The sequence below is a fragment of the Candidatus Thiodiazotropha sp. AKAK2 genome (assembly GCF_058244685.1).
On record NZ_JBSYOP010000037.1, the window covers coordinates 73,775 to 96,050 of the forward strand.

The 22,276-nt window shown below is 54.2% G+C and carries 25 protein-coding genes; 5 read left to right on the forward strand and 20 right to left on the reverse strand.

Translation table 11 applies throughout. The features are described 5' to 3' along the window. Nucleotides 1-131: 131 nt before the first annotated feature. A complete protein-coding gene (locus AC4IE8_RS19805; RefSeq protein ID WP_068988412.1) occupies nt 132-935 on the reverse strand; it encodes an SDR family NAD(P)-dependent oxidoreductase in 804 nt (267 codons plus the stop codon). Nucleotides 936-1,280: 345 nt separating this feature from the next. On the opposite strand from AC4IE8_RS19805, the gene AC4IE8_RS19810 reads away from it, so the two are divergent. From AC4IE8_RS19810 to AC4IE8_RS19820, 3 genes are all read left to right on the forward strand, one after another. Then, nucleotides 1,281-1,601, forward strand: coding sequence for a hypothetical protein (locus tag AC4IE8_RS19810; protein WP_490791818.1), 321 nt, complete (start codon nt 1,281-1,283; stop codon nt 1,599-1,601). A 294-nt stretch (nt 1,602-1,895) separates the two neighbouring features. After that, nucleotides 1,896-3,284, forward strand: a complete 1,389-nt coding sequence (locus tag AC4IE8_RS19815; protein ID WP_490791819.1) for a lipase family protein — start codon at nt 1,896-1,898, stop codon at nt 3,282-3,284. Between the two features lie 52 nt (nt 3,285-3,336). After that, complete coding sequence (locus tag AC4IE8_RS19820) at nt 3,337-3,702, forward strand: VOC family protein (RefSeq protein WP_490791820.1); 366 nt, start codon at nt 3,337-3,339, stop codon at nt 3,700-3,702. Here the strand turns inward: AC4IE8_RS19820 and AC4IE8_RS19825 are convergent, their stop codons facing one another. The 13 genes from AC4IE8_RS19825 to trmJ form a co-directional block, all read right to left on the reverse strand. Continuing rightward, the gene (locus AC4IE8_RS19825; protein ID WP_068988405.1) at nt 3,703-5,430 is read right to left on the reverse strand and encodes a 2-oxoacid:acceptor oxidoreductase subunit alpha; all 1,728 of its coding nucleotides are present in this window, start codon (nt 5,428-5,430) and stop codon (nt 3,703-3,705) included. Then, a complete protein-coding gene (locus AC4IE8_RS19830) occupies nt 5,423-6,814 on the reverse strand; it encodes an OmpA family protein (protein WP_490791821.1) in 1,392 nt (463 codons plus the stop codon). Before AC4IE8_RS19830 ends, AC4IE8_RS19825 begins: the two co-directional genes overlap by 8 nt. A 186-nt stretch (nt 6,815-7,000) precedes the next feature. After that, nucleotides 7,001-7,528 (reverse strand): protein disulfide oxidoreductase, encoded by a 528-nt coding sequence (locus tag AC4IE8_RS19835; RefSeq protein WP_068988401.1) that lies wholly within the window; start codon nt 7,526-7,528, stop codon nt 7,001-7,003. Nucleotides 7,529-7,574: 46 nt separating this feature from the next. Then, on the reverse strand, nt 7,575-7,769 hold the full coding sequence (iscX, locus tag AC4IE8_RS19840) for a Fe-S cluster assembly protein IscX (protein WP_490791832.1): 195 nt from the start codon (nt 7,767-7,769) through the stop codon (nt 7,575-7,577). A gap of 19 nt (nt 7,770-7,788) precedes the next feature. Beyond that, a complete protein-coding gene (gene fdx, locus AC4IE8_RS19845; RefSeq protein WP_068988398.1) occupies nt 7,789-8,127 on the reverse strand; it encodes an ISC system 2Fe-2S type ferredoxin in 339 nt (112 codons plus the stop codon). Between the two features lie 34 nt (nt 8,128-8,161). Next, complete coding sequence (hscA, locus tag AC4IE8_RS19850) at nt 8,162-10,036, reverse strand: Fe-S protein assembly chaperone HscA (RefSeq protein ID WP_490791822.1); 1,875 nt, start codon at nt 10,034-10,036, stop codon at nt 8,162-8,164. A 14-nt stretch (nt 10,037-10,050) separates the two neighbouring features. Continuing rightward, nucleotides 10,051-10,599 (reverse strand): co-chaperone HscB, encoded by a 549-nt coding sequence (gene hscB / locus AC4IE8_RS19855; protein ID WP_490791823.1) that lies wholly within the window; start codon nt 10,597-10,599, stop codon nt 10,051-10,053. A gap of 56 nt (nt 10,600-10,655) precedes the next feature. Continuing rightward, nucleotides 10,656-10,979, reverse strand: a complete 324-nt coding sequence (gene iscA / locus AC4IE8_RS19860) for an iron-sulfur cluster assembly protein IscA (protein WP_068988391.1) — start codon at nt 10,977-10,979, stop codon at nt 10,656-10,658. Nucleotides 10,980-11,018: 39 nt separating this feature from the next. Next, complete coding sequence (gene iscU, locus AC4IE8_RS19865; protein WP_068988388.1) at nt 11,019-11,402, reverse strand: Fe-S cluster assembly scaffold IscU; 384 nt, start codon at nt 11,400-11,402, stop codon at nt 11,019-11,021. 23 nt (nt 11,403-11,425) lie between these two features. After that, complete coding sequence (locus AC4IE8_RS19870; RefSeq protein WP_490791824.1) at nt 11,426-12,640, reverse strand: IscS subfamily cysteine desulfurase; 1,215 nt, start codon at nt 12,638-12,640, stop codon at nt 11,426-11,428. Nucleotides 12,641-12,664: 24 nt separating this feature from the next. Then, nucleotides 12,665-13,168, reverse strand: a complete 504-nt coding sequence (gene iscR / locus AC4IE8_RS19875; RefSeq protein ID WP_068988385.1) for a Fe-S cluster assembly transcriptional regulator IscR — start codon at nt 13,166-13,168, stop codon at nt 12,665-12,667. Nucleotides 13,169-13,243: 75 nt separating this feature from the next. Continuing rightward, a complete protein-coding gene (gene cysE / locus AC4IE8_RS19880; RefSeq protein ID WP_068988383.1) occupies nt 13,244-14,071 on the reverse strand; it encodes a serine O-acetyltransferase in 828 nt (275 codons plus the stop codon). Nucleotides 14,072-14,352: 281 nt separating this feature from the next. Then, entirely contained in the window at nt 14,353-15,078 is a 726-nt protein-coding gene (trmJ, locus tag AC4IE8_RS19885; protein ID WP_068988380.1) for a tRNA (cytosine(32)/uridine(32)-2'-O)-methyltransferase TrmJ, read from the reverse strand. A gap of 257 nt (nt 15,079-15,335) precedes the next feature. On the opposite strand from trmJ, the gene AC4IE8_RS19890 reads away from it, so the two are divergent. Continuing rightward, complete coding sequence (locus AC4IE8_RS19890; protein WP_068988377.1) at nt 15,336-16,133, forward strand: inositol monophosphatase family protein; 798 nt, start codon at nt 15,336-15,338, stop codon at nt 16,131-16,133. A gap of 122 nt (nt 16,134-16,255) precedes the next feature. After that, the gene (locus tag AC4IE8_RS19895; protein WP_068988376.1) at nt 16,256-16,459 is read left to right on the forward strand and encodes a hypothetical protein; all 204 of its coding nucleotides are present in this window, start codon (nt 16,256-16,258) and stop codon (nt 16,457-16,459) included. A 126-nt stretch (nt 16,460-16,585) separates the two neighbouring features. On the opposite strand, the gene secF is transcribed toward AC4IE8_RS19895, so the two are convergent. The 6 genes from secF to AC4IE8_RS19925 all read right to left on the reverse strand — a co-directional run bounded on the left by secF (nt 16,586) and on the right by AC4IE8_RS19925 (nt 22,258). Next, nucleotides 16,586-17,521: a protein translocase subunit SecF gene (gene secF, locus AC4IE8_RS19900; protein WP_068988374.1), complete on the reverse strand. Its 936-nt coding sequence runs from the start codon at nt 17,519-17,521 to the stop codon at nt 16,586-16,588. 13 nt (nt 17,522-17,534) lie between these two features. Further along, nucleotides 17,535-19,388 carry a protein translocase subunit SecD gene (gene secD, locus AC4IE8_RS19905; RefSeq protein ID WP_068988373.1) on the reverse strand — a complete coding sequence of 618 codons (1,854 nt, stop codon included), beginning with the start codon at nt 19,386-19,388 and terminating at the stop codon, nt 17,535-17,537. Nucleotides 19,389-19,463: 75 nt separating this feature from the next. Further along, nucleotides 19,464-19,796 (reverse strand): preprotein translocase subunit YajC, encoded by a 333-nt coding sequence (gene yajC, locus AC4IE8_RS19910; RefSeq protein WP_068988371.1) that lies wholly within the window; start codon nt 19,794-19,796, stop codon nt 19,464-19,466. Between the two features lie 542 nt (nt 19,797-20,338). After that, the gene (locus tag AC4IE8_RS19915; RefSeq protein WP_490791825.1) at nt 20,339-21,580 is read right to left on the reverse strand and encodes a DUF3570 domain-containing protein; all 1,242 of its coding nucleotides are present in this window, start codon (nt 21,578-21,580) and stop codon (nt 20,339-20,341) included. After that, the gene (locus AC4IE8_RS19920; protein ID WP_068988369.1) at nt 21,510-21,734 is read right to left on the reverse strand and encodes a DUF4266 domain-containing protein; all 225 of its coding nucleotides are present in this window, start codon (nt 21,732-21,734) and stop codon (nt 21,510-21,512) included. The genes AC4IE8_RS19915 and AC4IE8_RS19920 overlap by 71 nt, the downstream gene beginning before the upstream one ends. A gap of 11 nt (nt 21,735-21,745) precedes the next feature. Next, nucleotides 21,746-22,258 (reverse strand): TlpA family protein disulfide reductase, encoded by a 513-nt coding sequence (locus tag AC4IE8_RS19925; RefSeq protein ID WP_068988367.1) that lies wholly within the window; start codon nt 22,256-22,258, stop codon nt 21,746-21,748. Between the last annotated feature and the right edge of the window lie 18 nt (nt 22,259-22,276).

Here is a 22,276-nt window from a genome sequence, read left to right on the forward strand (position 1 = left end):
TTATAGTTAGGGCCACTTTTGGGTTGGTTAATAAGAATACATAGCCGCCATCAGGATAGGAGATTGCTTTAACCTATTTATCTTGAAAATTTCAGAGTACATCAGTCTGCCAAGTTCAATCAGACATATACCTATTGACTACCTTTTTTGTTTGACAGGAAACCAAATACTTCAAAAGCGATGTTCCGAGGATGCAACTCACCCATAAAGGCAAGTATTTTGTTGAACACTCCTGGTATTACCGACTTCTTTCCGGTCTGACAGGCATGATAGGCAAGCTTGGCGATCTGTTCTGGCGATGGCCCAATGGGTACCTGATAGGCCAACATATCCTTTGTATCAGCACTCTTTACAAAATCGGTGGCTGTTGCCCCAGGCGAGAGCAAAGTCACGGCCACACCCGAACCCTTCAACTCCTTGGATAATCCTGTACTCAAGGCACGCACATAGTGTTTACTTGCCACATAGGCCGCCCAGTTCGGTCCCCCAGTAAAATAGGAGACCAGTGATCCAACATTGAGTATCCGACCACGCTTGCGGTTCAGCATCTGAGGTAGAAACAGATGTGTCAGTTGAGTCAACGCCAGCATATTGAGTTGTAACATACTGCTCAGCTTTGAGTAATCGCCCTCAAGAAACAGACCACTCATCCCTACTCCGGCATTGTTGACCAGAATATCTATGGGCTTACCGGACTGTTCCAATTGCTTGTAGAGCTTCTGGGGTACACCCGCTTCAGTTAAATCGCCACTGATCACCCTAACCTCCACTCCGGACTCCGCCTCGATTCTATCCGCCACGCGCTGCAGCGCTTTCTCTCCGCGGGCGATCAGTACCAGGTCATGTCCATGTGCAGCGAACGCCTCAGCGATTGAAAGGCCAATTCCCTTTGAAGCACCAGTCACTAAAACAGTCGCCTTTTCAATTGGTTCCATACCATGCTCCTGACTCGAGGAAACCTTCTGAGTATTGACATAATCAGTTGTCAGTAAGGATCACGCTGCACTGAAAACGATTAAAATACATACTTGTATTTTGCAAGTAACTTAATCCTAGTGTACTAACTTGTTAATTGCAAGTTAGTAAATACCAGGCTAGGTTTAGGCCGCGGTCAAATCCGACACAAGCCGTCGCACCACCAAGCGCTCAGTCTGTCCTGTCGACTCGGCTATGGTTAGCCTGGACGATAAATGGAGCCTTCTGGCCGTCAGGGATCAATTTGCCGGGGTTAACCAATGTGAAATAAAACTCCCCGGCACCAAGGCAAAGATCAAAATGAAATGATGAAGATAAAACCCACAATCTGGAAAGTTCTCACACTCTTCGTGGTTGTTTTCCTCATACTCAATCCGGAGACGGTTGGGCTGGCTGTTTTTATCGATGCCGTCGGTTTGGAGATTTTCATGTTGATGATTGAGCTGCAGATCGCGGCTCTATTTGGTTTTTTCTTTCACAACAGTATCAAACCTGCTCTCTCTGATATTCGTCGATTCAGGCTAAGTTCCCAGTTTTTCCACGCTTCCTCATTTGCGCCTGCAGCGATGATGCACTTGTTGGTATTCTCTTCATCACTGCCTTTGGTGATCGCTTGCTTGACATAACAGATACCTAATAGTGAATCTGTTGAGCAAGTAGATTACCCGAAGTGTGTCATTGATGGTTGTGGGGTACCTTGATTCCGAGTTTCGCCGGGATGACGATGAGTAACAAACTTATGCGAGGCGCTGTGGAAGTGATGCTTTGTAGCTCATTCCCAATACGACTACTTCGACCTATTCTTTGACTCCCATACAGCCAGGTTTTATAAGGTTATTGATCTCGCGAGTATAAATATCATCTATAGTTATTAAGCTGATGGAGTAAATCATTCACCTATTGAAGCAAAGGATATCTTCATGCTGATCGAGTCCGCTCAATCCACACAGAGCAGCAAACCGCCTCCATCACCGAAACTCGCAATACTTAATTGCGGGGGCATCGCACCGACCCCTCCCTCTGTCGATACTCGAGGAGATCGTAACCAGGTATTGAGAGAGCTCCAATGTTTTTGTGCAGGCCTCTCCGCTCTGATCTATCGCTATAACCTGGAAGGACTGAGACGTCTATTGGAACTTGAAGGCGCTGACACTTTTCAAGGTTTTACTACTGAGTTTGGCAAAGGCCTCCCTGCCCGCACGGCACTTTTCTCAAAAGTCGGCATGGGCTTTGTTTTTCAACAACGGGCCTGGCTGGTATTCCGTGGATCCGATGATGCTTATGATTGGGATACCAATTTTCGTTTTTTCAAAACCAATGAGCAGCTCCATTCCGGTTTTCATGACGCCTGGTCAGGTATGCAAAACAGGGTGTTCGAATGGTACAGGCAGGTCTCTGCATCCACCTCTTCCATTGTCATCACTGGCCACTCACTGGGTGGCGCCATGGGTGTGATTGCCGCAAAAGCATTGGCCGAACAGCAACTCAATAGAGTAGAAGTGGTACTTACATTCGGCGCCCCAAGGGCCGGCTCGTCCGGTTTTGCTGCCGAATACAACCAGACACCGGCTGGCATCCAGCCACAGGATCACGACAGACTCACCCTGGGAGATGTCACCTATCAGAGCAGAATCGCTGATGACATCGTACCCAAGGTGCCGCCCCGGTTTCTCAATTTCGAGCACTGCGGTAACCCCGGCGATGCGCTGTGGAACAATCCATACGATATCACCAGCCACTTTGATTCCATCGCGGAAAAACCAACCACCAATAAAACCGTTGAATACAACTTCATTCATCAATCTTCCGCTGGCGGCATGATCGAAATGCTCAGCGGCGTAACAAAGCTGTTCTCCTCACTATTCCCGCTTCATCAGATGTTTTTCAGCACCGCCGACAAGCTGAAACAGGGTGGCATGAGCCATCGAATGGTCGGCTATCAGAATCGATTCGGCCCCTATCTCTCCTTTCGTTCTGCCATAGCCCGGGATGAGCGCATCATTGAACAGATTCAGGATGAAACAGAACAAACAAATACTACAACATCGAAACCTGTACCACTCAGCATCCATAAGCCCGGTGCATCCTACCCATCTCTCGCGACAATCCCGTTTCCTGTTGAAAAGGTCACTGGCTGGACTCCGATACTCACCAGCGTCACCTTGCTGGTGGTTGTGCTGCTGGGTGCATCGATCTTTGTAATGATCCGATTTGTTAACCCTGAGTATCAGCTGATGGCAATCCTGGTACTCCTTGCGGGCACGCTCTCGCTGGGTTTAAACGCAATCAAAGAGATCAAGGGCGGTTGATCCTTTTCGCTGCTATGAACATTCTCTGTATGACAGGTTAAGGGCATATCGCATGGAAAAGGTAACAGGCATTGGCGGGCTTTTTTTTCGCGCCGAGGATCCCGCAAAACTCTCATCCTGGTATGAACAGCACCTGGGTGTTGCTCAAGTTCCGACCGACTACGACCAATCTCCCTGGATACAGCAGACTGGCCCGACCGTGTTTGCTCCATTTGAAAAAGAGACAGACTATTTTGGTGATCCGTCAAAACAGTGGATGATCAACTTTCGGGTGGATGATCTGGACAGCATGGTTGCTCAACTGCGCCGCCATGGCATTGAGGTCAGCGTGGACGAAACCGATTACCCGAACGGCCGATTTGCCAGACTCCGGGACCCTGAGGGCAATCCAATCGAGTTGTGGGAAGCGGCGAAATAATCAATCCAGGGCCTGGTAGGCGCGGATGATTCTTCCTGGCCGTAGTGGCAACGGACCGGGCTGGGCCAGTGATTGGGCTCTCCCCGGAAGTACCGACTCCGACTGCAGATAGTGAAACAGTTGACCACCGTGATTCTGTTCCACCACCAGGACCTTGGCGGTGCCGTCGATCAGTTGAAGGATCTTATCCCGCTGCAGCGGCGCCAGCAGACGTAGTGCGATCACTCTGACCTTGCTACCTGCATGGTTCAGATGATCCGCTGCCTCTTTCACTGCACCAGTACTGGAACCCCAGGTAATCAGACAGGTATCACCGTCGCCGGATACCTCAGCCCAGTAGTCGCCGTAATCAAACTGCTTCAGTTTCTGCAGCCGTTTATTGAGCTGTTCACGATGATCACTGGCCATGCTGGAGGGGGTTCCCCGGTCGTTATGTTCCAGTCCGTCAGCGGTATACATACCGTCGGGTGTTCCCGGCAGGCTCATTGGTGAGATGTTTTCCGCCACGATCTGGTAGCGTCGATAGTCTTCACCAGGATCATTTGTCACCGACCTTTGCAGTGGCAGTTCAACCTCCTCTGAGGCTTTTATGATGGCCTGGGACTGACCGAGGGATTGATCGGAGAGCACCAGCGAAACCGTCTGCAGGTGCTCAGCCAGTTGCACCGCCCATTGGGTGGTGAAGATGGCATCGCGGATGGAGAGCGGTGCGAATACCAGATGCGGGGCATCACCATGCAGACCGTAGACTGCGATATTCAGATCAGACTGTTCGGACTTGGTGGGGATACCGGTGGAGGGCCCGCCACGCATCACATTGACCACCGTCACCGGGGTTTCACTGACCAGCGCCAAACCCAATCCCTCCACCATCAGGCTGAGTCCCGGCCCTGAGGTAGCCGTCAGGGAGGGCACACCGCCAAAGGAGGAGCCGATGATCATGTTGATCGAGGCAAGCTCATCCTCGGCCTGCAGCAGCGCTCCTCCGACCTGCTCAAGTCTTGGCGCCAACCATTCAAGGATTTCGCTGGCCGGGGTGATCGGATAAGCGGCGACAAATCTGATGCCGCCACGCAGGGCGCCGAGGCCGCAGGCCTGGTTGCCGGTGATACTCCAACGGTCTTCCTGCTTGCCTGGAGGTGGTTGTTTGATCTGTGGACGCCGGTCATGATTGTAGCCCAGCTCAAGCGCTCGCAAAGCACTCTCGATCACCTCAGGGGACTTGCTTTGCAGTACCTGGCGGACACTGTTTTCCATGGCATCGAGGGGCAGACCACAGACCACCGCCGCCGCACCCAACGCCACCATATTGATGCGCCCATCCGGCAGGCCGGAGGCGAAGGTCTTAAAGGGTATTTCGCGGATTTCTGCGCCATTGCTGCGCAGTAGGGCCGGAACCTCGCCCGCCTTGGGATCACAAAGTATCAGGCTTTTGTTTGACAGCAGGATCTCATCGGCAAAGCGTTCGATATTCAACCAGTCAAGCGCCACCAGAAGATCGTATTCATCCCCCATACACTCCACCGGGGTGGTACTGAACCTGACCATCGCCGCCGATTCGCCACCACGGATCTGAGGACCTGCGGAACGGGTCATCAAGCCCTGATAACCACAATGTGCCGCCGCCTCGAGCAGAATACGGCCAGCAGTCACCGCACCACTTCCGCCTGAACCGGTTATTGCTACCGAGTAGGGTTTGCTCAGGGCAGAGGATTGTTGATCATTCATTAATGATGAGCACCTCGATTCTGCGATTGCTCTTGCGTCCAATCTCAGTCTCATTATTGGCCACCGGGCGTGCCTCCCCATAGCCGATTGCCGTTAATCGGGTTCGCTCCACGCCACCGACCTTCTCAAGAAATGAGGCCACCGTCTCGGCCCGTTGTTGCGAGAGTTTACGGTTAGTCTCATCCCCCCCAACCGAATCGGTATGCCCGGAGACCACCACATCGGGACTGGGAAAGGATTTGATTGCCGTTACGATCTTGTCCAGCAGTTCGAAATTGTCAGCCTGGATATCGGTACCGCCGCTGGGGAAGTTGAAGGCTCTCATCTCCAATAGGATGTTGTGGCCCTGCCGATAGACGTTGGCCTCTTCGGCACTGAACAGATCCTGAATCTTATCGAAGCGGGCCTGAGCTTCCTGGTTCTGACGCTCCACGGCGGCCAGCCGGGTCTGCAGATCGATGCGCGTTGCCAGTTCAGTTTTGCGCAACTCCGCATAGTTGGCCAGTTTGTCCTGCAGTACGTTCACCACTTCGTGATTGGGCAGATCAAACGGCAGCGGTTCATCTGTGGATTCGTTGATCTGCTCCAACTGCTTCTGATACCAAAGCAGAACATCTTCCGAAGAGTACTCTCTGTTATCAAACTCTTTGATCAGTTCGGTAAGCTCGATACTTCTTCGTGCCTGCTTACTCGCTTCCAGCGCATGGTTCTTCGCCTTGGTGCGCTGGGTTCTGTTGGTCTCAAGCACCGCGATAGCCAGTGCCAGCTCCTCTCGGGCCAGTTTCAGGGTCTTCGGCGCATACTCATCCGCTTCACTTTTGATTGCCTGGGAGATGTCATAGCGGGCATTCTCGGTGGCATCCTGCTTCAGCGCCTCCAGTTCAATTTCCGAATAGCCTTCCAGCATCTCGGGACGCCACTTCTTCGCCGCTTCAAGGTCACCCTGCTCCACCTGTTCAGCCGCCAGACGCAACTTCTTATCCAGGGCTTTGAACTGATCCGCCATCATCGTGTCGGCTTCTGCAGCGATTGCCAACCGACGGGCTTCCAGCACCTCACGCATCAATGATTTGGTGGTAATCGCATCGGCTTCCGCCTTGTCGAGAATCACCCGCCCATCACGGATCGTTTCAGCTACGGCTTCGTCTTTCTTGGATCGTCCCAGGGAGATGGCCTGATTCAGTTTGTTCTCTGCCTTGCGAAACCCTTCGGGTGCCAGGTTGAAGAGTCCGTTCGTCTCATCCTCGGCCAGGCGCTTTCTAAAGCTCGCAATCTCTGCGTAGGTTTCAAATACATCGGTCTGGGAGAGGGTTGGGGCCGTGGTACAACCGACAAACAACACTCCCAAAACAATGAGATAAGCACATCTTTTTAGAAGCGTCATAGCTTACATCTCCGGGGCGTTCCAAGCATCAGCGGGGCATCCAGATCGAGTCTCTACCCACTCATCAACACGGCGGCTGAAAGCGATAAACTGAGTCACCGGGCCAATTTTCTGTTATCCACTCATCATATCATTGCCTTTGACCGGCTGCGATGCTGGGGCTGGCAAAATCGATCGATATCGACCTTACAGAATGTTATCCAGCAGCCAGAGTCGCAGCCGCAGAGTCAACTCCGGTGTATAGCCTACCGATACGAAGCGCACTTGACGGTTTTCATCGATGATATAGCTGGTGGGCAGCCCCCGGACACGCCAGCTGGAAGAGAGTTTTCCCTGAGGGTCATTGATGGTGGTAAAGCCAAGCTCATTGGCTTCGAGATAGTCGCTGACTTCTGCGGCCGGTCCCGACTGCATGGCCACTGTGACCACCTTATGATCATCAGCCAGATCGTCGATTGCCGGCGCCTCAAGCTTGCATACCGGACACCAGGTTGCCCAGAAATGGACCACCACCGGTTCACTGCCGAGCGTTTCCAGATCGACGGGAAGCCCTTCCAGGCTGTTCGCCGACAGGGGTGGTGCCACACCCGCCACAAGATCACGGGTCTGCCAAAGATGGATCAGAAACAGCACCAGCAAGAGGCCAGCCAACTGGAACCCCCAGCTGAGCAGACGACGGGTCAGAGGTGGTTTTACAGAGCTCTCCTGTTTCATTGAATATTCCTGTGTCAGCCTTTCCCTGTGCTTCAGGTTTGCGGGACTACTCCCGCTCCTCGATCCATGCGGCCTGGATCGCTTCGAGTATTTTCTCACCGGAGTGGTGCGGGTCATCATCGAATTCATCCAGTTTGATTACCCAATTGCGCAGATCAACAAAGTTGACCGTACGTGGATCCACATCCGGATAGGTTTCGTCGAGCTCAATCGCTATGTTGAGACTATCCACCCATTTCAAGCCCATGACAATCTCCCAATCAGTGATGTTCTGAAACCATATTGATGGTGTATTTCGGTATCTCGATCACCAGGTCTTCATCGCCGACCGTTGCCTGGCAGCTGAGTCTCGATTCAGGTTCGAGTCCCCAAGCCTTATCCAGCATATCCTCTTCCACCTCTTCCGCCTCCTGCAAAGAGTCGAAACCTTCGCGCACGATCACGTGGCAGGTGGTACAGGCACAGGACTTCTCACAGGCATGCTCGATCTCGATACCGTGCTTCAGTGCGGCGTCGCAGATGGTCGTTCCCGGTTCCACATCGATCGCCGCCCCTTCGGGACAGATCTCTTCGTGAGGTAGAAAGATGACTTGAGGCATACGACTTCCTTTAAGCTGCGGAAACTAGGTTTAACTATTGTTCGAACTCATCGACACTGTGTCCCGACATGGCCTGCTGAATGCTCTGATTCATGCGTCTCTCCACGTAGAAGCCACAGCTTTTTTCGAGTTCGGCTATCTGATTCTTGATCTGCTCCTGATCGCCATCCTTGCTCACATTACGCAGGGTTTCGAGGGCAGCATCCACCTGCTGACGTTCTTTTGCATCCAGCAACCTTTCCCCATCCTCGGCCAGCGCGGCCTGCAGCGCTTCGATCACCCGTTCCGCTTCGACCTGTTGCTCTCTCTGGCTACGTGCCTGTTTGTCTTGATCCGCGTGGGCAATGGAGTCTCGTAGCATGGTTTCGATCTCCTGATCGGTCAAACCGTATGAGGGCTTCACCTCGATATTGGCTTGAACACCACTGCTCTGCTCAATCGCACTGACACTCAACAAGCCATCGGCATCGACTGCAAAGGTTACTCGGATTCGTGCCGCGCCGGCGACCATCGGTGGAATGCCGCGCAGTTCGAATCGGGCCAGTGAGCGGCAGTCCGCAACCAGTTCCCGCTCACCCTGCACAACATGAATCGCTATTGCCGACTGACCATCCTTGAAGGTGGTGAATTCCTGGGCCCGGGCAACCGGTATTGTAGTATTTCGGCTGATCAGTTTCTCACTCAGACCACCCATGGTTTCTATCCCGAGCGAGAGTGGGATAACATCCAGCAGCAGCATCTCATCACCGGGTTTGTTACCTACCAGGATGTCCGCCTGGATTGCGGCGCCTACAGCCACAACCCGATCCGGATCGATGTCCACCAGGGGTTTGGTATTGAACAGCTCGCCGACTTTTTCCCGGACCCGGGGTACCCGGGTGGAGCCACCCACCATCACCACTTCCTGAACCTCGTCGACACTCACCCCGGCATCTCGCAGGGTGCGACGGCAGGCCATCATGCTTTTGGTCAACAGAGGATCGACCAGGGAGTTGAACTGTTCACGGCTCAAACTACCCTGCCAGCTCTCACCGGCCTCGATTGAGACTTCGATGTCTGTCTGTTCAGTCTGAGTAAGGGCCTCTTTGGCCGTGCAGGCGGCTTGCATCAGACGTTTCACCATCCCCGGACTGACATTCTCATCAAGACCGGCCTGCTGCATAATCCATTCAGCCACACAGCGATCGAAATCATCGCCACCCAGTGCCGAATCGCCACCGGTGGCCAAAACCTCGAAGACACCTTTATTGAGTCTGAGTATGGAGATATCGAAGGTGCCACCACCCAGATCATAGATCGCATGCACCCCTTCAGCCCCTTTGTCGAGACCATAGGCGACTGCGGCGGCCGTTGGTTCATTGAGCAGTCGCAAGACATGCAGTCCCGCCAGTTTGGCTGCATCCTTGGTTGCCTGACGCTGCGCTTCATCGAAATAGGCGGGTACGGTGATCACCACCCCTTCCAGCGGACCGCCCAGCGTTCCCTCGGCCCGTTCCGAGAGCTGTCTGAGCACTTCGGCTGAGACCTCCACCGGGGAGATATCACCGGCTTCAGTTTTGATTCGAGGGACACTGCTCTGCTGCCCGACAAAATCGTAGGGCAACTGGCTGCCCAGGGTCTTGATATCATCAACACCACGACCGATCAGACGTTTTGCCGAGGAGATGGTGTTGAGCGGATCGTCCACTTCCGACTGTTTGGCTTCATAGCCGACTTCTATACCGGATTGCCGATAGCGCACCACGGAAGGTAACAGATGACGCCCCTGCGGATCCGGCAGAGTTTCGGCCTTACCGCTGCGAACGGTGGCAACCAGTGAGTTGGTGGTGCCGAGATCGATCCCCGCAGAGAGTCGGTGCTGATGGGGGGCCTGGGCCTGACCGGGTTCAGCAATCTGAAGAAGTGCCATCTATCTCATTCCACTCAATTCAAACGATCTTCAAGTTCCGCCTCCACACGCTCCGTTTCCGAACGGAGCTTCTGTAGAAAGCGCATTTTCCGCAATATCTCTCGAGCCTCCTGCAGCTGCTCATCATTTGGGGTTTCAAACTGCATCGCTATCTGTGCCACCAGATCAGTGATTTGTTTGTTGATTCTGCCACTCAGGTCGAGCAGGGTCTCATAAGGCCCGGCCTGTTCCCGCAGGCTCTCCAGCTCTTCCCTTAACTCCATCTGCTGCATCAGAAAGGCCATGTCCTGAGTCGACTCGTTTTGCGCATCCATCTCCACACCATGCAGGGAGAGCAGATAGGCGGCTCGGGCCACCGGGTCCTTGAGGGTTTCAAACGCCTCGTTGATCAATGATGCTCCCTGAACGGAGAGACGTCGCTCCTGTTCAGTGCCGTTGGCATATCGGTCCGGATGCACCACCCGTTGCAGATCGCGATAGCGATCCGCCAGGGAGGAGGCATCCACAATATAGCCCACAGGCAGTCCAAAAAGATCAAAGTAATTTTTCGAAAAATCCAGCATATCGAAAAAAACGGCTGCCCTAAGGCAGCCGTCCCTTATCCTTTGTTAATGATGTTCTAAACCGTGAAACTTTCACCGCAACCACATTCGCCACTGGCGTTGGGATTGTTGAACTTGAAGCCTTCGTTCAACCCCTCCCGGGCATAATCCACCTCGGTGCCATCCAGATAGACCAGGCTTTTCTCATCGATGATGACCTTCACACCCCGGTCTTCAAACACCTGGTCATCATCGTGTATTTCATCGACGAACTCCATTTCGTAAGCCATGCCGGAGCAACCTGAGGTGCGGACACCCAGACGTATGCCGATTCCCTTACCCCGATTGACGAGGAAGTTCTGTACACGCTGTGCGGCGGCTTCTGTGATCGTGATACCCATGTCTCTACTCTATCAGATCGGCAGTGGACAGTGCCGAAATTATTTCTCGTTTTTGTCCGAATAGTCCTTGATCGCGGCCTTGATGGCGTCTTCCGCCAAAACCGAGCAGTGAACCTTGACCGGCGGCAGCGCCAGCTCTTCGGCAATCTCTGAATTCTTGATCTCCTGTGCCTGATCCAGGGTTTTGCCCTTGACCCATTCGGTCAGCAGACTGCTGGATGCGATCGCAGAGCCGCAACCATAGGTTTTGAACCGGGCATCTTCGATCACACCATCGTCATTGACCTTGATCTGCAGACGCATCACATCGCCACAAGCCGGCGCACCGACCATACCGGTACCGACTTGAGTGTCTTCTTTATCGAAGGCACCCACGTTACGTGGATTTTCATAATGATCCAGGACCTTGTCACTGTAAGCCATAATCTAACCTCGTAATGACGCGCTTAGTGCGCAGCCCATTGAATTGATTTCAGGTCGATGCCGTCCTTGAACATCTCCCATAAAGGCGACAGCTCCCGCAGTCGCTCCACTTCGCTACGGATCTTGTTGATCGCGTAATCCACCTCATCCACAGTGGAAAAGCGTCCCAGGGTAAAGCGGATCGAGCTGTGCGCCAGCTCATCCTCACGCCCCAGTGCGCGCAGTACATAACTTGGCTCCAGGCTGGCTGAGGTGCAGGCGGATCCTGAAGAGACCGCCAGATCCTTAAGCGCCATGATCAGGGATTCCCCCTCGACAAACGCAAAACTGACGTTCAGGTTACCGGCCACCCGATGGCTCTCGTCACCATTCAAATAGACCTCTTCCATATCCTTGATACCGTCCCAGAGTCGTTGCCGCAAGCCGAGAATTCGTTCGTTCTCAGCCGCCATCTCCTGCTGAGCCAGGCGAAAAGCCTCACCCATGCCGACGATCTGATGGGTTGCCAACGTACCGGAACGCATCCCCCGCTCATGGCCACCGCCATGGGTCTGGGCCTCCAGACGGACTCTCGGCTTGCGCCTCACGTAGAGGGCGCCGATGCCTTTGGGTCCATAGATTTTATGTGCGGAGAAAGACATCAGATCGACCTTCAGGTTCTGCAGATCGATCGGCACCTTACCGGCACTCTGTGCGGCATCCACATGCAGCAGTATCTTGCGCTCACGGGTTATCTCGCCAATCGCTTCGATGTTCTGGATCACACCGATCTCATTGTTGACGTGCATGATGGAGACCAGAATGGTGTCTTCCCGCAGGGACGATTCAAGCTTCTGCAGATCGATCAGGCCGTTCGGCTCAGGATCGAGATAGGTGATTTCATAACCCTGACGCTCAAGCTGTCGGCAGGTATCAAGTACCGCTTTATGTTCGGTCTTGCAGGTGATGATGTGGCGGCCCTTCTTGACGTAGAATTCAGCAACACCTTTGATCGCCAGATTGTTGGACTCGGTCGCGCCGGAAGTCCAGACGATCTCTTTCGGATCGGCATTGACCAGATCCGCCACCTGTCGCCGGGCTTTGCCAACCGCCTCGTCTGCAGCCCAGCCAAAGGCGTGGGAGCGAGAGGCAGGATTGCCGAAATCACCATCCGGTGTCAGATAGCTGCACATCAATTCCGCAACACGGGGATCAACCGGCGTGGTTGCCGAATAATCCATGTATATGGGTAACTTCATCTCAAACTCCGACTCTAGAACTGATCAGGCCCCGGCAGGACCACTGGACATATCTGTCATTGAAACATCCATGCCCGGATTCGCTTCCTGCTCCGGTTGCCCCTGTCGCTCGGCAACTTCACGAACCGCCTGACGGTCCATTAAATCCTGAAGGCTTATTTTGTTGAGATAGCCGTATATCTGATTACTCAAATCCGACCACAGATCGTGGGTCAGACAACGTTCATTGTTCTGGCAGTTGTGGGCGCCGTTACAGCGAGTGGTGTCGATATTCTCATCAACCGCCGAGATGACTTCGCCAACGAAGATCTCATTTGCATTGCGTCCCAGACTGTATCCGCCACCGGGCCCGCGAACACTGGCAACCAGGGATTTTTTGCGTAAGCGTGAAAACAGCTGCTCCAGATATGAGAGCGAGATACCCTGCCGTTGGGCAATATCCGCCAAGGTGATCGGACCCTCTCCATAGTGGAGTGAAAGATCCAACATTGCAGTTACCGCATAACGGCCTTTTGTGGTCAGCTTCACTTCGTCAGCTCCATGAATATTTCCAAACGCTAATATACATTCCCAACCAAATTAGTCAAGATTATCCCACCCTGATCATTCGGTGGTTTTCTCAGCTTCGGTGGAGACCTCATCCAACTTTTTCAGCTCATCTGCTGTGGAGATGATCTCGCAGGAATCCAGATCCGGCAGCCGGGTGCCATCCTCATCGATACCGAGCTTTTTCATCGCCTCGCACATCGACTGCATCTTGTTGTCCATGACGTGGATATGATCCAGCATGCAATTGATGGCATGCGCCACTGGATCGGTGGCATCCTTGGTTGCGCCATAGGCATCGAAACCAATCTTTTTGGCGATCTCTTCCCGGTGGCCGTTGGTCTCAGGCTTGCTCGGTGTAATCAACTTACCGGGGACACCCACAACCGTGGCCCCATCAGGAACATCTTTCACCACCACCGCATTGGAACCAATCCTGGCCCCTTCACCGACATCAATGGGGCCGAGTACCTTGGCACCGGCACCAACCACTACATCGTTGTGCAGGGTCGGGTGTCGTTTGCCCTTCTCCCAACTGGTGCCACCGAGGGTCACGCCATGATAGAGGGTGCAATCGTCACCGATCACCGCTGTCTCACCAATCACCACACCCATGCCGTGATCGATAAAAAACCGTCTGCCGATCACCGCGCCCGGATGGATCTCAATCCCGGTCAGCAATCTGGCAAGATTGGAGATGATCCGCGCCAGCCATTTCAGCCCAATATTCCATAACCCGTGTGAGAGGCGATGAAAGATCACCGCATGCACACCCGGGTAGGTGGTGATCACCTCAAAGGCATTGCGGGCGGCAGGATCACGCTCGAAAACACTCTGGATATCCTCTTTCCAGCGTGAAACTTTACGTTCTCCTGATTCTTGCAACTGCTTACCTACGACTGGTTGTGTTAACGGTGAGGCCACTCTATGCGTCCAGAAAGTGCAATCGGGCTGTCTTTAGAACAGGCCGGATCCGGTATGAAACAGAGGTTCCATAAGCATAATGGTGGCATGAGGGGAGCAGATTATCCACAATCCCGCACAAAATACTAGGGTATTGATCAATCCAGTTCCATGCCAGACATGAGATAACAAACTAACTGTTTGTTTTTATAAGATATATTAACTTGACCCCAAAGAGCGAAAAGGTGCGGTTACCGAGCCGTTTAGCGGCGCATCGATTTACGCCCCTGCATCGCACTGAAAATACCCCGCAGGATGTTGACCTCGTCTTTGTCGAGCCGCGCCCGTTGAAACATACTGCGCAGTCGTCTGAGCAGTTTTTCCGACTGCCGGGTATCGGTAAAACCGATATCATCCAGTGCCTGCTCCAGGTGACTATGGAAGCTCCGCAGCATATCCGCGGTGGCCAGATCCCTGGCTGGCTCTGCCTCGGCAGGGGTTTTCTGCAAGTGCGCCAGATAGACCTCGTAGCTCAACACCTGAACCGCCATACCGAGATTGAGAGAGCTGTACTCCTGGTTGGTGGGAATGTGTACCAGAAAAGTACAGCGATCCAGTTCGCTGTTGGTGAGGCCGGAGCGCTCCCGGCCGAATACCAAGGCCACATCCCCCAGTGCCGCCTCAGCCACCAGTTTTTGCGCCGACTCTCTGGGGGATGTGACGGGCCAGTTGACGGTTCGGGCCCGGGCACTGGTGCCAACCGCCAGACGGCAGCCATCGAGTGCCTGATCCAGCGTCTCCACCACCTTGGCCCGATCCAGCAGGTCATCGGCTCCGGAAGCGCGGGAAGTGGCTTCCGCATCAGGAAACTGCAGCGGATTGACCAGATAGAGTTGGGAGAGGCACATGTTTTTCATCGCCCTGGCAACCGCACCGATATTGCCCGGGTGGCTGGTATCGACCAGCACGATTCGGATATTGTTCAGCATAACCGGGTAAGAGTACCTGAATCGATGATTCGATTGTAGCTGCTCTATGCCATCATGGAGTCTCTGCCAATCAGCAGCTCTTTTTGGGGGCTGACCGCAAGGCGTGCCAGCAGAAATTGGGTTTCGACGGGTCAGGAGCCACATTGGGTAGTAAGGGCAGACCAGAAGCCCTGAAAATGAGAGATTTCACCGCCGGACGATTGGGATCCGGAAGAAAGTGTTTATCCCGCCAGCCACATGCTGTATCCTCGCCGCCCATGAATCCCATGGTAAATATAGCTGTACGTGCTGCCCGCGAGGCCAGTAAGGTGATCACCCGCAACTTCAATCGGATCGACCGACTGACCATCGCCGACAAAGGTAGTAACGACTTCGTCACCGAAGTGGACCGCAATGCGGAAGCCGCGATCATCCATGTGTTGCGGGAGAAGTTTCCCAGCCATGGCATTCTCGCTGAAGAGAGTGGCCTGCAGGCCGGCGACGACTATCAGTGGATCATCGATCCCCTCGACGGCACCACCAATTTTTTGCACGGCTTCCCCCAGTTTGCCATCTCCATTGCACTGAAGGTCAAAGGCCGCCTGGAACTCGGCGTGGTCTACGATCCGATCAGCGAAGAGATGTTCACCGCCAGTCGTGGTGAAGGGGCTCTGCTCAACGATCATAAAATCAGGGTCTCCAAACGCAAGAGTCTGGATGGCGCCCTGCTGGGCACCGGACTCCCCTATCGGGACTTCCGATTCGAAGAGAACTACATGGGTATGCTGCGCGATCTGATCAAAGACAGCGCCGGCATCCGTCGTCCCGGCTCAGCCGCCCTCGATTTCGCCTATCTGGCCGCCGGCCGGACTGATGGTTTCTGGGAACTTGGTCTCAGTGAATGGGACTTTGCCGCCGGTGCAGTACTGGTCAGGGAAGCCGGTGGCCTGGTCACCGATATTGGTGGTGGAGAGCGCTTCCTGGAGACCGGGAATGTGATTGCCGGTAATGTGAAGGTCCACAACGCCATGCTGAGACGCATCCGCCCCCATCTGAATGACAAACTCACCGCTTAATTCCCAGGCGTAAGAACCCGGTTCACAGATTGCAGGTAGCAGTCTATCTGCCGCTCAAGAATTGCCCCAAATAACCGTTAGTTGGAGTGTAGATAATCTCTCACCCAGATGGGCAATTGCAGATGCTAGAAGACCTTAAAAAGAAGAAAACTCTGAGTGACCGAGCGCTTGAGCTGGTCATGCGTGATGTGATGAGTGGACTGATGGATGTCTCAATGCAGTTAGGGAAAGAGTGCCTGGAAACATCATCCGCCGAGATCTTAATGACCTCACAGGACGAGAATACGGAGGCTATTCGAAGCGGTAAAAAATCGCAGCTGAAGTAACAGCGATTCACACCTCTGACTGGTTATTGCAGGCCCATCATGTATGGGCCCGCGATCAACTTCAACCAGCAATAAGAACCGATCTGTCTGCATCGGCTTGTGGGATACTCTCCCTGTTACGCCCCCTCAGGGCGTCTCATCCACTACCTCATCATCCTTTTTCACCGGCATCAGATCAGCTCGGCTGACGCCCATGGATATCACTGAGCTACTGGCCACATAGATGGAAGAATAGGTACCGACCACCACACCCACGATCAAGGCCAGAGCGAAACCGTGAATGATCTCACCACCGAACAGGAACAGAGCGACCAACACCAGCAAGGTGGTACCGGATGTGATCAATGTTCTGGAGAGGGTCTGATTGACCGAGGTGTTGATGATCTCGACCGTCTCACCTTTACGCATCTTGCGAAAATTCTCACGGATGCGGTCAAACACCACGATGGTGTCGTTGAGTGAGTAACCGATCACCGCCAGGACCGCAGCCAGGACCGGCAGATCGAACTCCACATGAAACAGGGCGAAGAAGCCGACTGTGATCAATACGTCATGTACCAGGGCGATCACCGAACCGACCGCAAAGCGGTACTCAAACCGCAAACCGACGTAGATCAGAATGCCGATCAGGGCGTAGAGCATGGCCAGGCCACCCTGCTCGGTAAGCTCTTCACCCACCTGGGGACCGACAAACTCCACCCGTCGCAGTTCAGCGTCAGAGGTAATGCCCTGCATGGCGCGGAAGGCGCGATCACTCAGCTCAGCACTCTCCATCCCTTCCTGGGGAGCCAGTCTGACCAACACCTCCTGAGGAGTGCCGAAGTGCTGCACCACCGCTTCCGAGAAACCATTCTGATTCAAAGCCTCGCGAACAACCGCAAGCTCAATCGCTTCAGGGTATTTCACCTCGACCAGGGTACCACCGGTGAAATCGATGCCCAGGTTGAGCCCCCGCGCGATAATCGCACCCAGTGCGATCAGCAGCAGCACAGAGGAGAAATAGATCGCCAGCTTGCGTTTCCCCATCAAATCGAGATAAGTGCCTTTTTTCAATATCTGCATCTGTTTAGCCTCTTCAAATCGCCAGGGATTGCACGCGCTTACGACCGTAGATCCAGTTGATCACGGCACGGGTGCCGATAATGGCGGTAAACATGGAGGTTAAAATACCGATCGCCAGGGTTACGGCGAAGCCTTTGATCGGACCGGTACCGAAACTGAATAGCACCACCGCCGCGATCAGGGTGGTGATGTTGGCATCGATGATGGTTGAAAACGCCTTCTCATAACCGGCCTGAATACTCGCCTGGGGTGAATTGCCGTTGGCGATCTCCTCACGGATACGCTGGAAGATCAGCACGTTGGCATCCACCGCCATACCGACGGTGAGCACGATACCGGCAATACCCGGCAGCGTCAGCGTGGCCTGTAACAGCGACAGAATGGCCACGATCAACACCAGATTCATCACCAGGGCCATATCCGCCACCAGTCCGAAGACCCGGTAGTAGACCGCCATGAAGACCATCACCAATGCCAGGCCGATCATCACAGAGGCGAAGCCCTGATCGATACTGTCCTGTCCCAGGCTGGGTCCGATGGTCCGCTCCTCGACGATTTCGATCGGTGCAGCCAGGGCACCGGCGCGCAGCAACAGGGCCAGATCCCGGGCCTCTTCCGTGGTGTCGAGTCCGGTGGTCTGGAAGCGGCGGCCAAAGGGCTCACGAATGGTGGCAATGGAGATGACCTCCTCCACCTTGCGTTTCACCTTTACCGCCTTGCCGTCGACCATACGGGTGGTGGTACGGTTCTCGATGAACACCACCGCCATCGGTCGGCCGACATTTTCATTGGTCATGCGCCGCATGCGCTTGGCGCCCACCCCATCCAGACTGACAAACACGGCGGGTGAGCCGCTCTGCTGGTCCAGGCCTGAGGAGGCGTCAACGATCTGGTTACCGGTGACGATCACCCGTTTTTTCAGTAATACCGGCCGGCCATCACGCTCGTAGTAGAGGCTGGCGCCTGGCGGTACACGCCCGTTGACCGCATCCTCGACACTGTGTTCGGTATCCGCCAGACGATACTCCAGGGTGGCGGTGGCACCGAGGATCTCCTTCACCTTGCCGGGATCCTGGGCACCGGGGAGCTGGACAACGATACGTCGTACCCCCTGCTGCTGGATGGAAGGCTCTGAGATACCCAGGGCATTGACACGATTACGCAGGGTGGTGATGTTCTGCTGCAGGGCAAATCGCTGAACTTCCTGCTTCTCAGCCGGGGAGAGGCTGACCTCCACCAGGAATGCCTCCTCCTGGTCGACATCCTTGACATTCAGATTGCGGAATTCGTTACCGATCAGTTCGATCGCCTGATCCCGCTTTTCAGCGGTATTGAATTTCACCACAACCCGTTCATCTTCACGGCTGATGCGGACATAGCGCAGCTTCTCTTCCCTCAGCAGGGTGCGGATATCGCTGCTGTAACGCTCTGCCGCCTGGGTGATGGCGGACTCCATATCCACATCGATCAGCACGTGGATGCCTCCCCGCAGGTCGAGACCCAGATACATGGGTTCCGCACCCAGACCGATCAGCCAATCGGGCAGATCGGGGGCCAGCGTCAGCGCTGCAGTATAATCTTCACCCAGAGCTGCGGCGATGTGATCCATCGCTTTCAGCTGATCTTCCGAGGAGTTGAAACGCACCAGCAGTTTCTGCTGCTGCATCTCCATCCCTTTAGCACTGATGCCCAACTTCTCCAGTGCCTGTTCGATCCGACTCTGGGTGGTTTGGTCCACCACCGCATCACGGGTTGCCGAGATCTCCATGGAGGGATCCTGACCGAACAGGTTGGGCAGCGCATACAGCGCACCCAGCAGGACCACCACCAGAACCATCAGATTCTTCCAAATTGGATATTGGTTCATTGTGTTTTTCTAATTCAGTTTAACCATCAATAAATGGGCAACCCGCAGAGGCTGCCCCCGCTTGCCTGAGGAGGACTAGAGCTCTTTCAGTGACCCCTTGGGCATTACGGTCTCCACAGCCGAGCGGCGGACCTTGACCTCAGTGCCTTCAGAGATTTCGACCAGGATAAAGTTCTCACCCAGATCGGAAATCTTTCCGGCTACGCCGCCAGCGGTTACCACTTCATCCCCTTTCGACAGACTTTCAACCAGCTTTTTGTGCTCTTTTTGACGTTTGATTTGGGGACGAATCATCAGGAAATAGAGCACCGCGCCAAAGATCACCAATGGCAGTAAACCGGTAATCGCATCAGCCTGACCGGCGGCGGGTGCCGCTTCCGCCATGGCATCGGAAATAAAGAAACTCATCGCTATCAACCTCTCAATGGGGATATAAAAAGTCAGCCCAGCTCAGTTGTGGCTGCACCGGGCAGAAAAATTCAGCCGCCGATTATGACACAGAAGCGTGCAAGAATCAGGGGTTGCAGGGTTTTGATTACCGTTTTCAGATCCTACTCTCATCTTGCGGGGAAGTTGATGAATCAGATGATGAGGTGTTTACATTGAACCGACAGAGACCGGTAAGCTGAATATAACAGTGTTAAACCTGGATCAAATCATTGCGGTCCGTTTACTCACAATCATCCTTGATATCAGTATCAAAAGCCCTCTCCCCCAATCGTAGGGTGGGGCCCAGCCCCACCGAAATGGTTAAAACCGGAAAAAACTTGCGGTTCTTTTGCCTCTCATGGTGGGGCAGGGCCCCACCCTACGGCTATTCGCGACATTTTACGGTGATTCGCGTTCATTTGCGGTTTATTCTCTGACAAACTGTAGGCCAATCCCTTTAAACGATCGTGGCTGAAGCCGGACTGGAAGTGCGGCAGAGCCGCACCCAATTGATTCAGGTATCAGTACCAGATCGAGACATAAGCCTTGATCACATTGGCGGAGAAGGAGTAGAAGGGCTCTTCGCCGACTACCCCACCCCGGGTCAGGTCGCGGAAATCGTCGTAGTTGAAGCGGATGTAGTCATAGGCCAGATTGAGTGTGCCGCGATCGACGAACTGCAGGAAGCCCGGTTTGATCTCATAGCTCATCGCCAGCCCCAGGGTATGGCTCTGAAAACTGCTCAACTCTTTATCCCGCGCCAGGTAGGTCTGGGGGGCGCGCCGGGAGAACAGATCACTGTAGAAATCGGCCCCATCCTGTGTGTAGTAGCGGTAGCGAATATCGAAGATCCACTTCTCCCTGAATGGGTGGGTATAGGCCAGCTCGAAATTGTTGGCGTCAATACCCCAGGTATCGTTGAAGTAGCGATACTCACTGCTCAGAGCCGCCCGATACGGCAGGTAGTATTTCAACCTGAATGCCAGCGCGTTGCTGGTTCTGGTACGTGGATAGACCTCCGGCAGATAGCTGAAGCCATTCCCGGCCAGGGGATCCAGATAACGATAGGAGCGATAGGGGTTGTTGAGAAAACCCTCATCGGTGATGGTCTCCCAACCAACCCCCAGAATCGTGTTCTTGGTCAAGATCTGACTCAGGCTTACCCGGTAGTTCTGGCGTTTCACCTGATCACCGAAATCCGCATCCCCATTACGACTGATATCGTCATTGCCAACCGAGTAGCCCAGGGAGACAGTGGTCAGATCGCCGAACATGTCATGGCTGATGCTGACGCTGCCGGTCTCGGAGAGATAGTCGCTCTCGTCACTTTTGGTCAACGCCAGACTCATCAGGGTTTTGTTGTGCAGATAGTCCAGTGAGAGGCTGCTCTCGGTGCGCTCTTCGGTGTAAGGCGAAGCGGTGGAGACCACATCCACAGAGGCACTGGAGATCGAGTCCACATAGTAGTTGGCGCTCAATGAAACCGTATCCATCACCGATTTACGCACCAGGATCGAGGGACCATCCACCTCGACACCGCCTCCATCGTAACGGTGGTACATGACGTCGGCCCGATCCTCCGGCAGGACCGTGGCAAACAGACTGAATCCGGGCAGAGACACCAGCATCAGCAGCAGCCAGAGACGACCGGAAGAGAGCAGCGAAGCGATCCTTTGTGTCAGCGCACGAGGCTTAATTACAGCCACAGCCGCCTCCTCCACCACCTTCGGCGCCACGGGCCGCCTCTCTGGTCTGGTAGACATGGTGACGGAATCCGTTGGCTACCGGATCCCGCTCGAAGCTCATGATCGGATCCGCCAGGCGCGCCCGTTCATAGGGTTGCACCCAAGGCTCGATACTGCATCCGCTGAGCGCCAGCAGAAGCAAAACCGGCAGCAGACGATGATTGGTTAACATGACAACTTGCCTCACTCTTTCAGCAATGCCCGGATCTGCTGCTGATAGTCATCTTCGTATCCAGGTTTGTAACCTTGATGCAGATGCCGGATGTTGCCATCCCGGTCCACCATAAAGGTGCTGGGCATCGCTTTCACCTGATACTGTTTACTCACTTGGTTGCTGCTGTCGTAGAGGATCGGGAAGTCGACCGGAATCTCTTTCAGCATCTTCTGTGCTGCGGCTGGCTGCTCATCCACATTGACCCCAAGCAGGGTGAATCCCATCCCCTGGTAGCGATCATAGAGCTGTTGCAACAAAGGCATCTCCTGACGGCATGGACCGCACCAGGAGGCCCAGAAATTGACCATCACCACATTGCCCCGCAGTTCACTCAGTTTGATGTTCTCCCCACTACGGCTCTTCAGGGTGAAGTCCGGTGCCGGGGTGGTGTCGCCCGTGGCGGCGAGTGAAACCGTGAAGCTGGTCAGCAGACCAAGCAGCAGGGTGGATTTCAAGATTCGCTTCAACAGCAAGGAGTTCATCTTCACGTTATCTATACC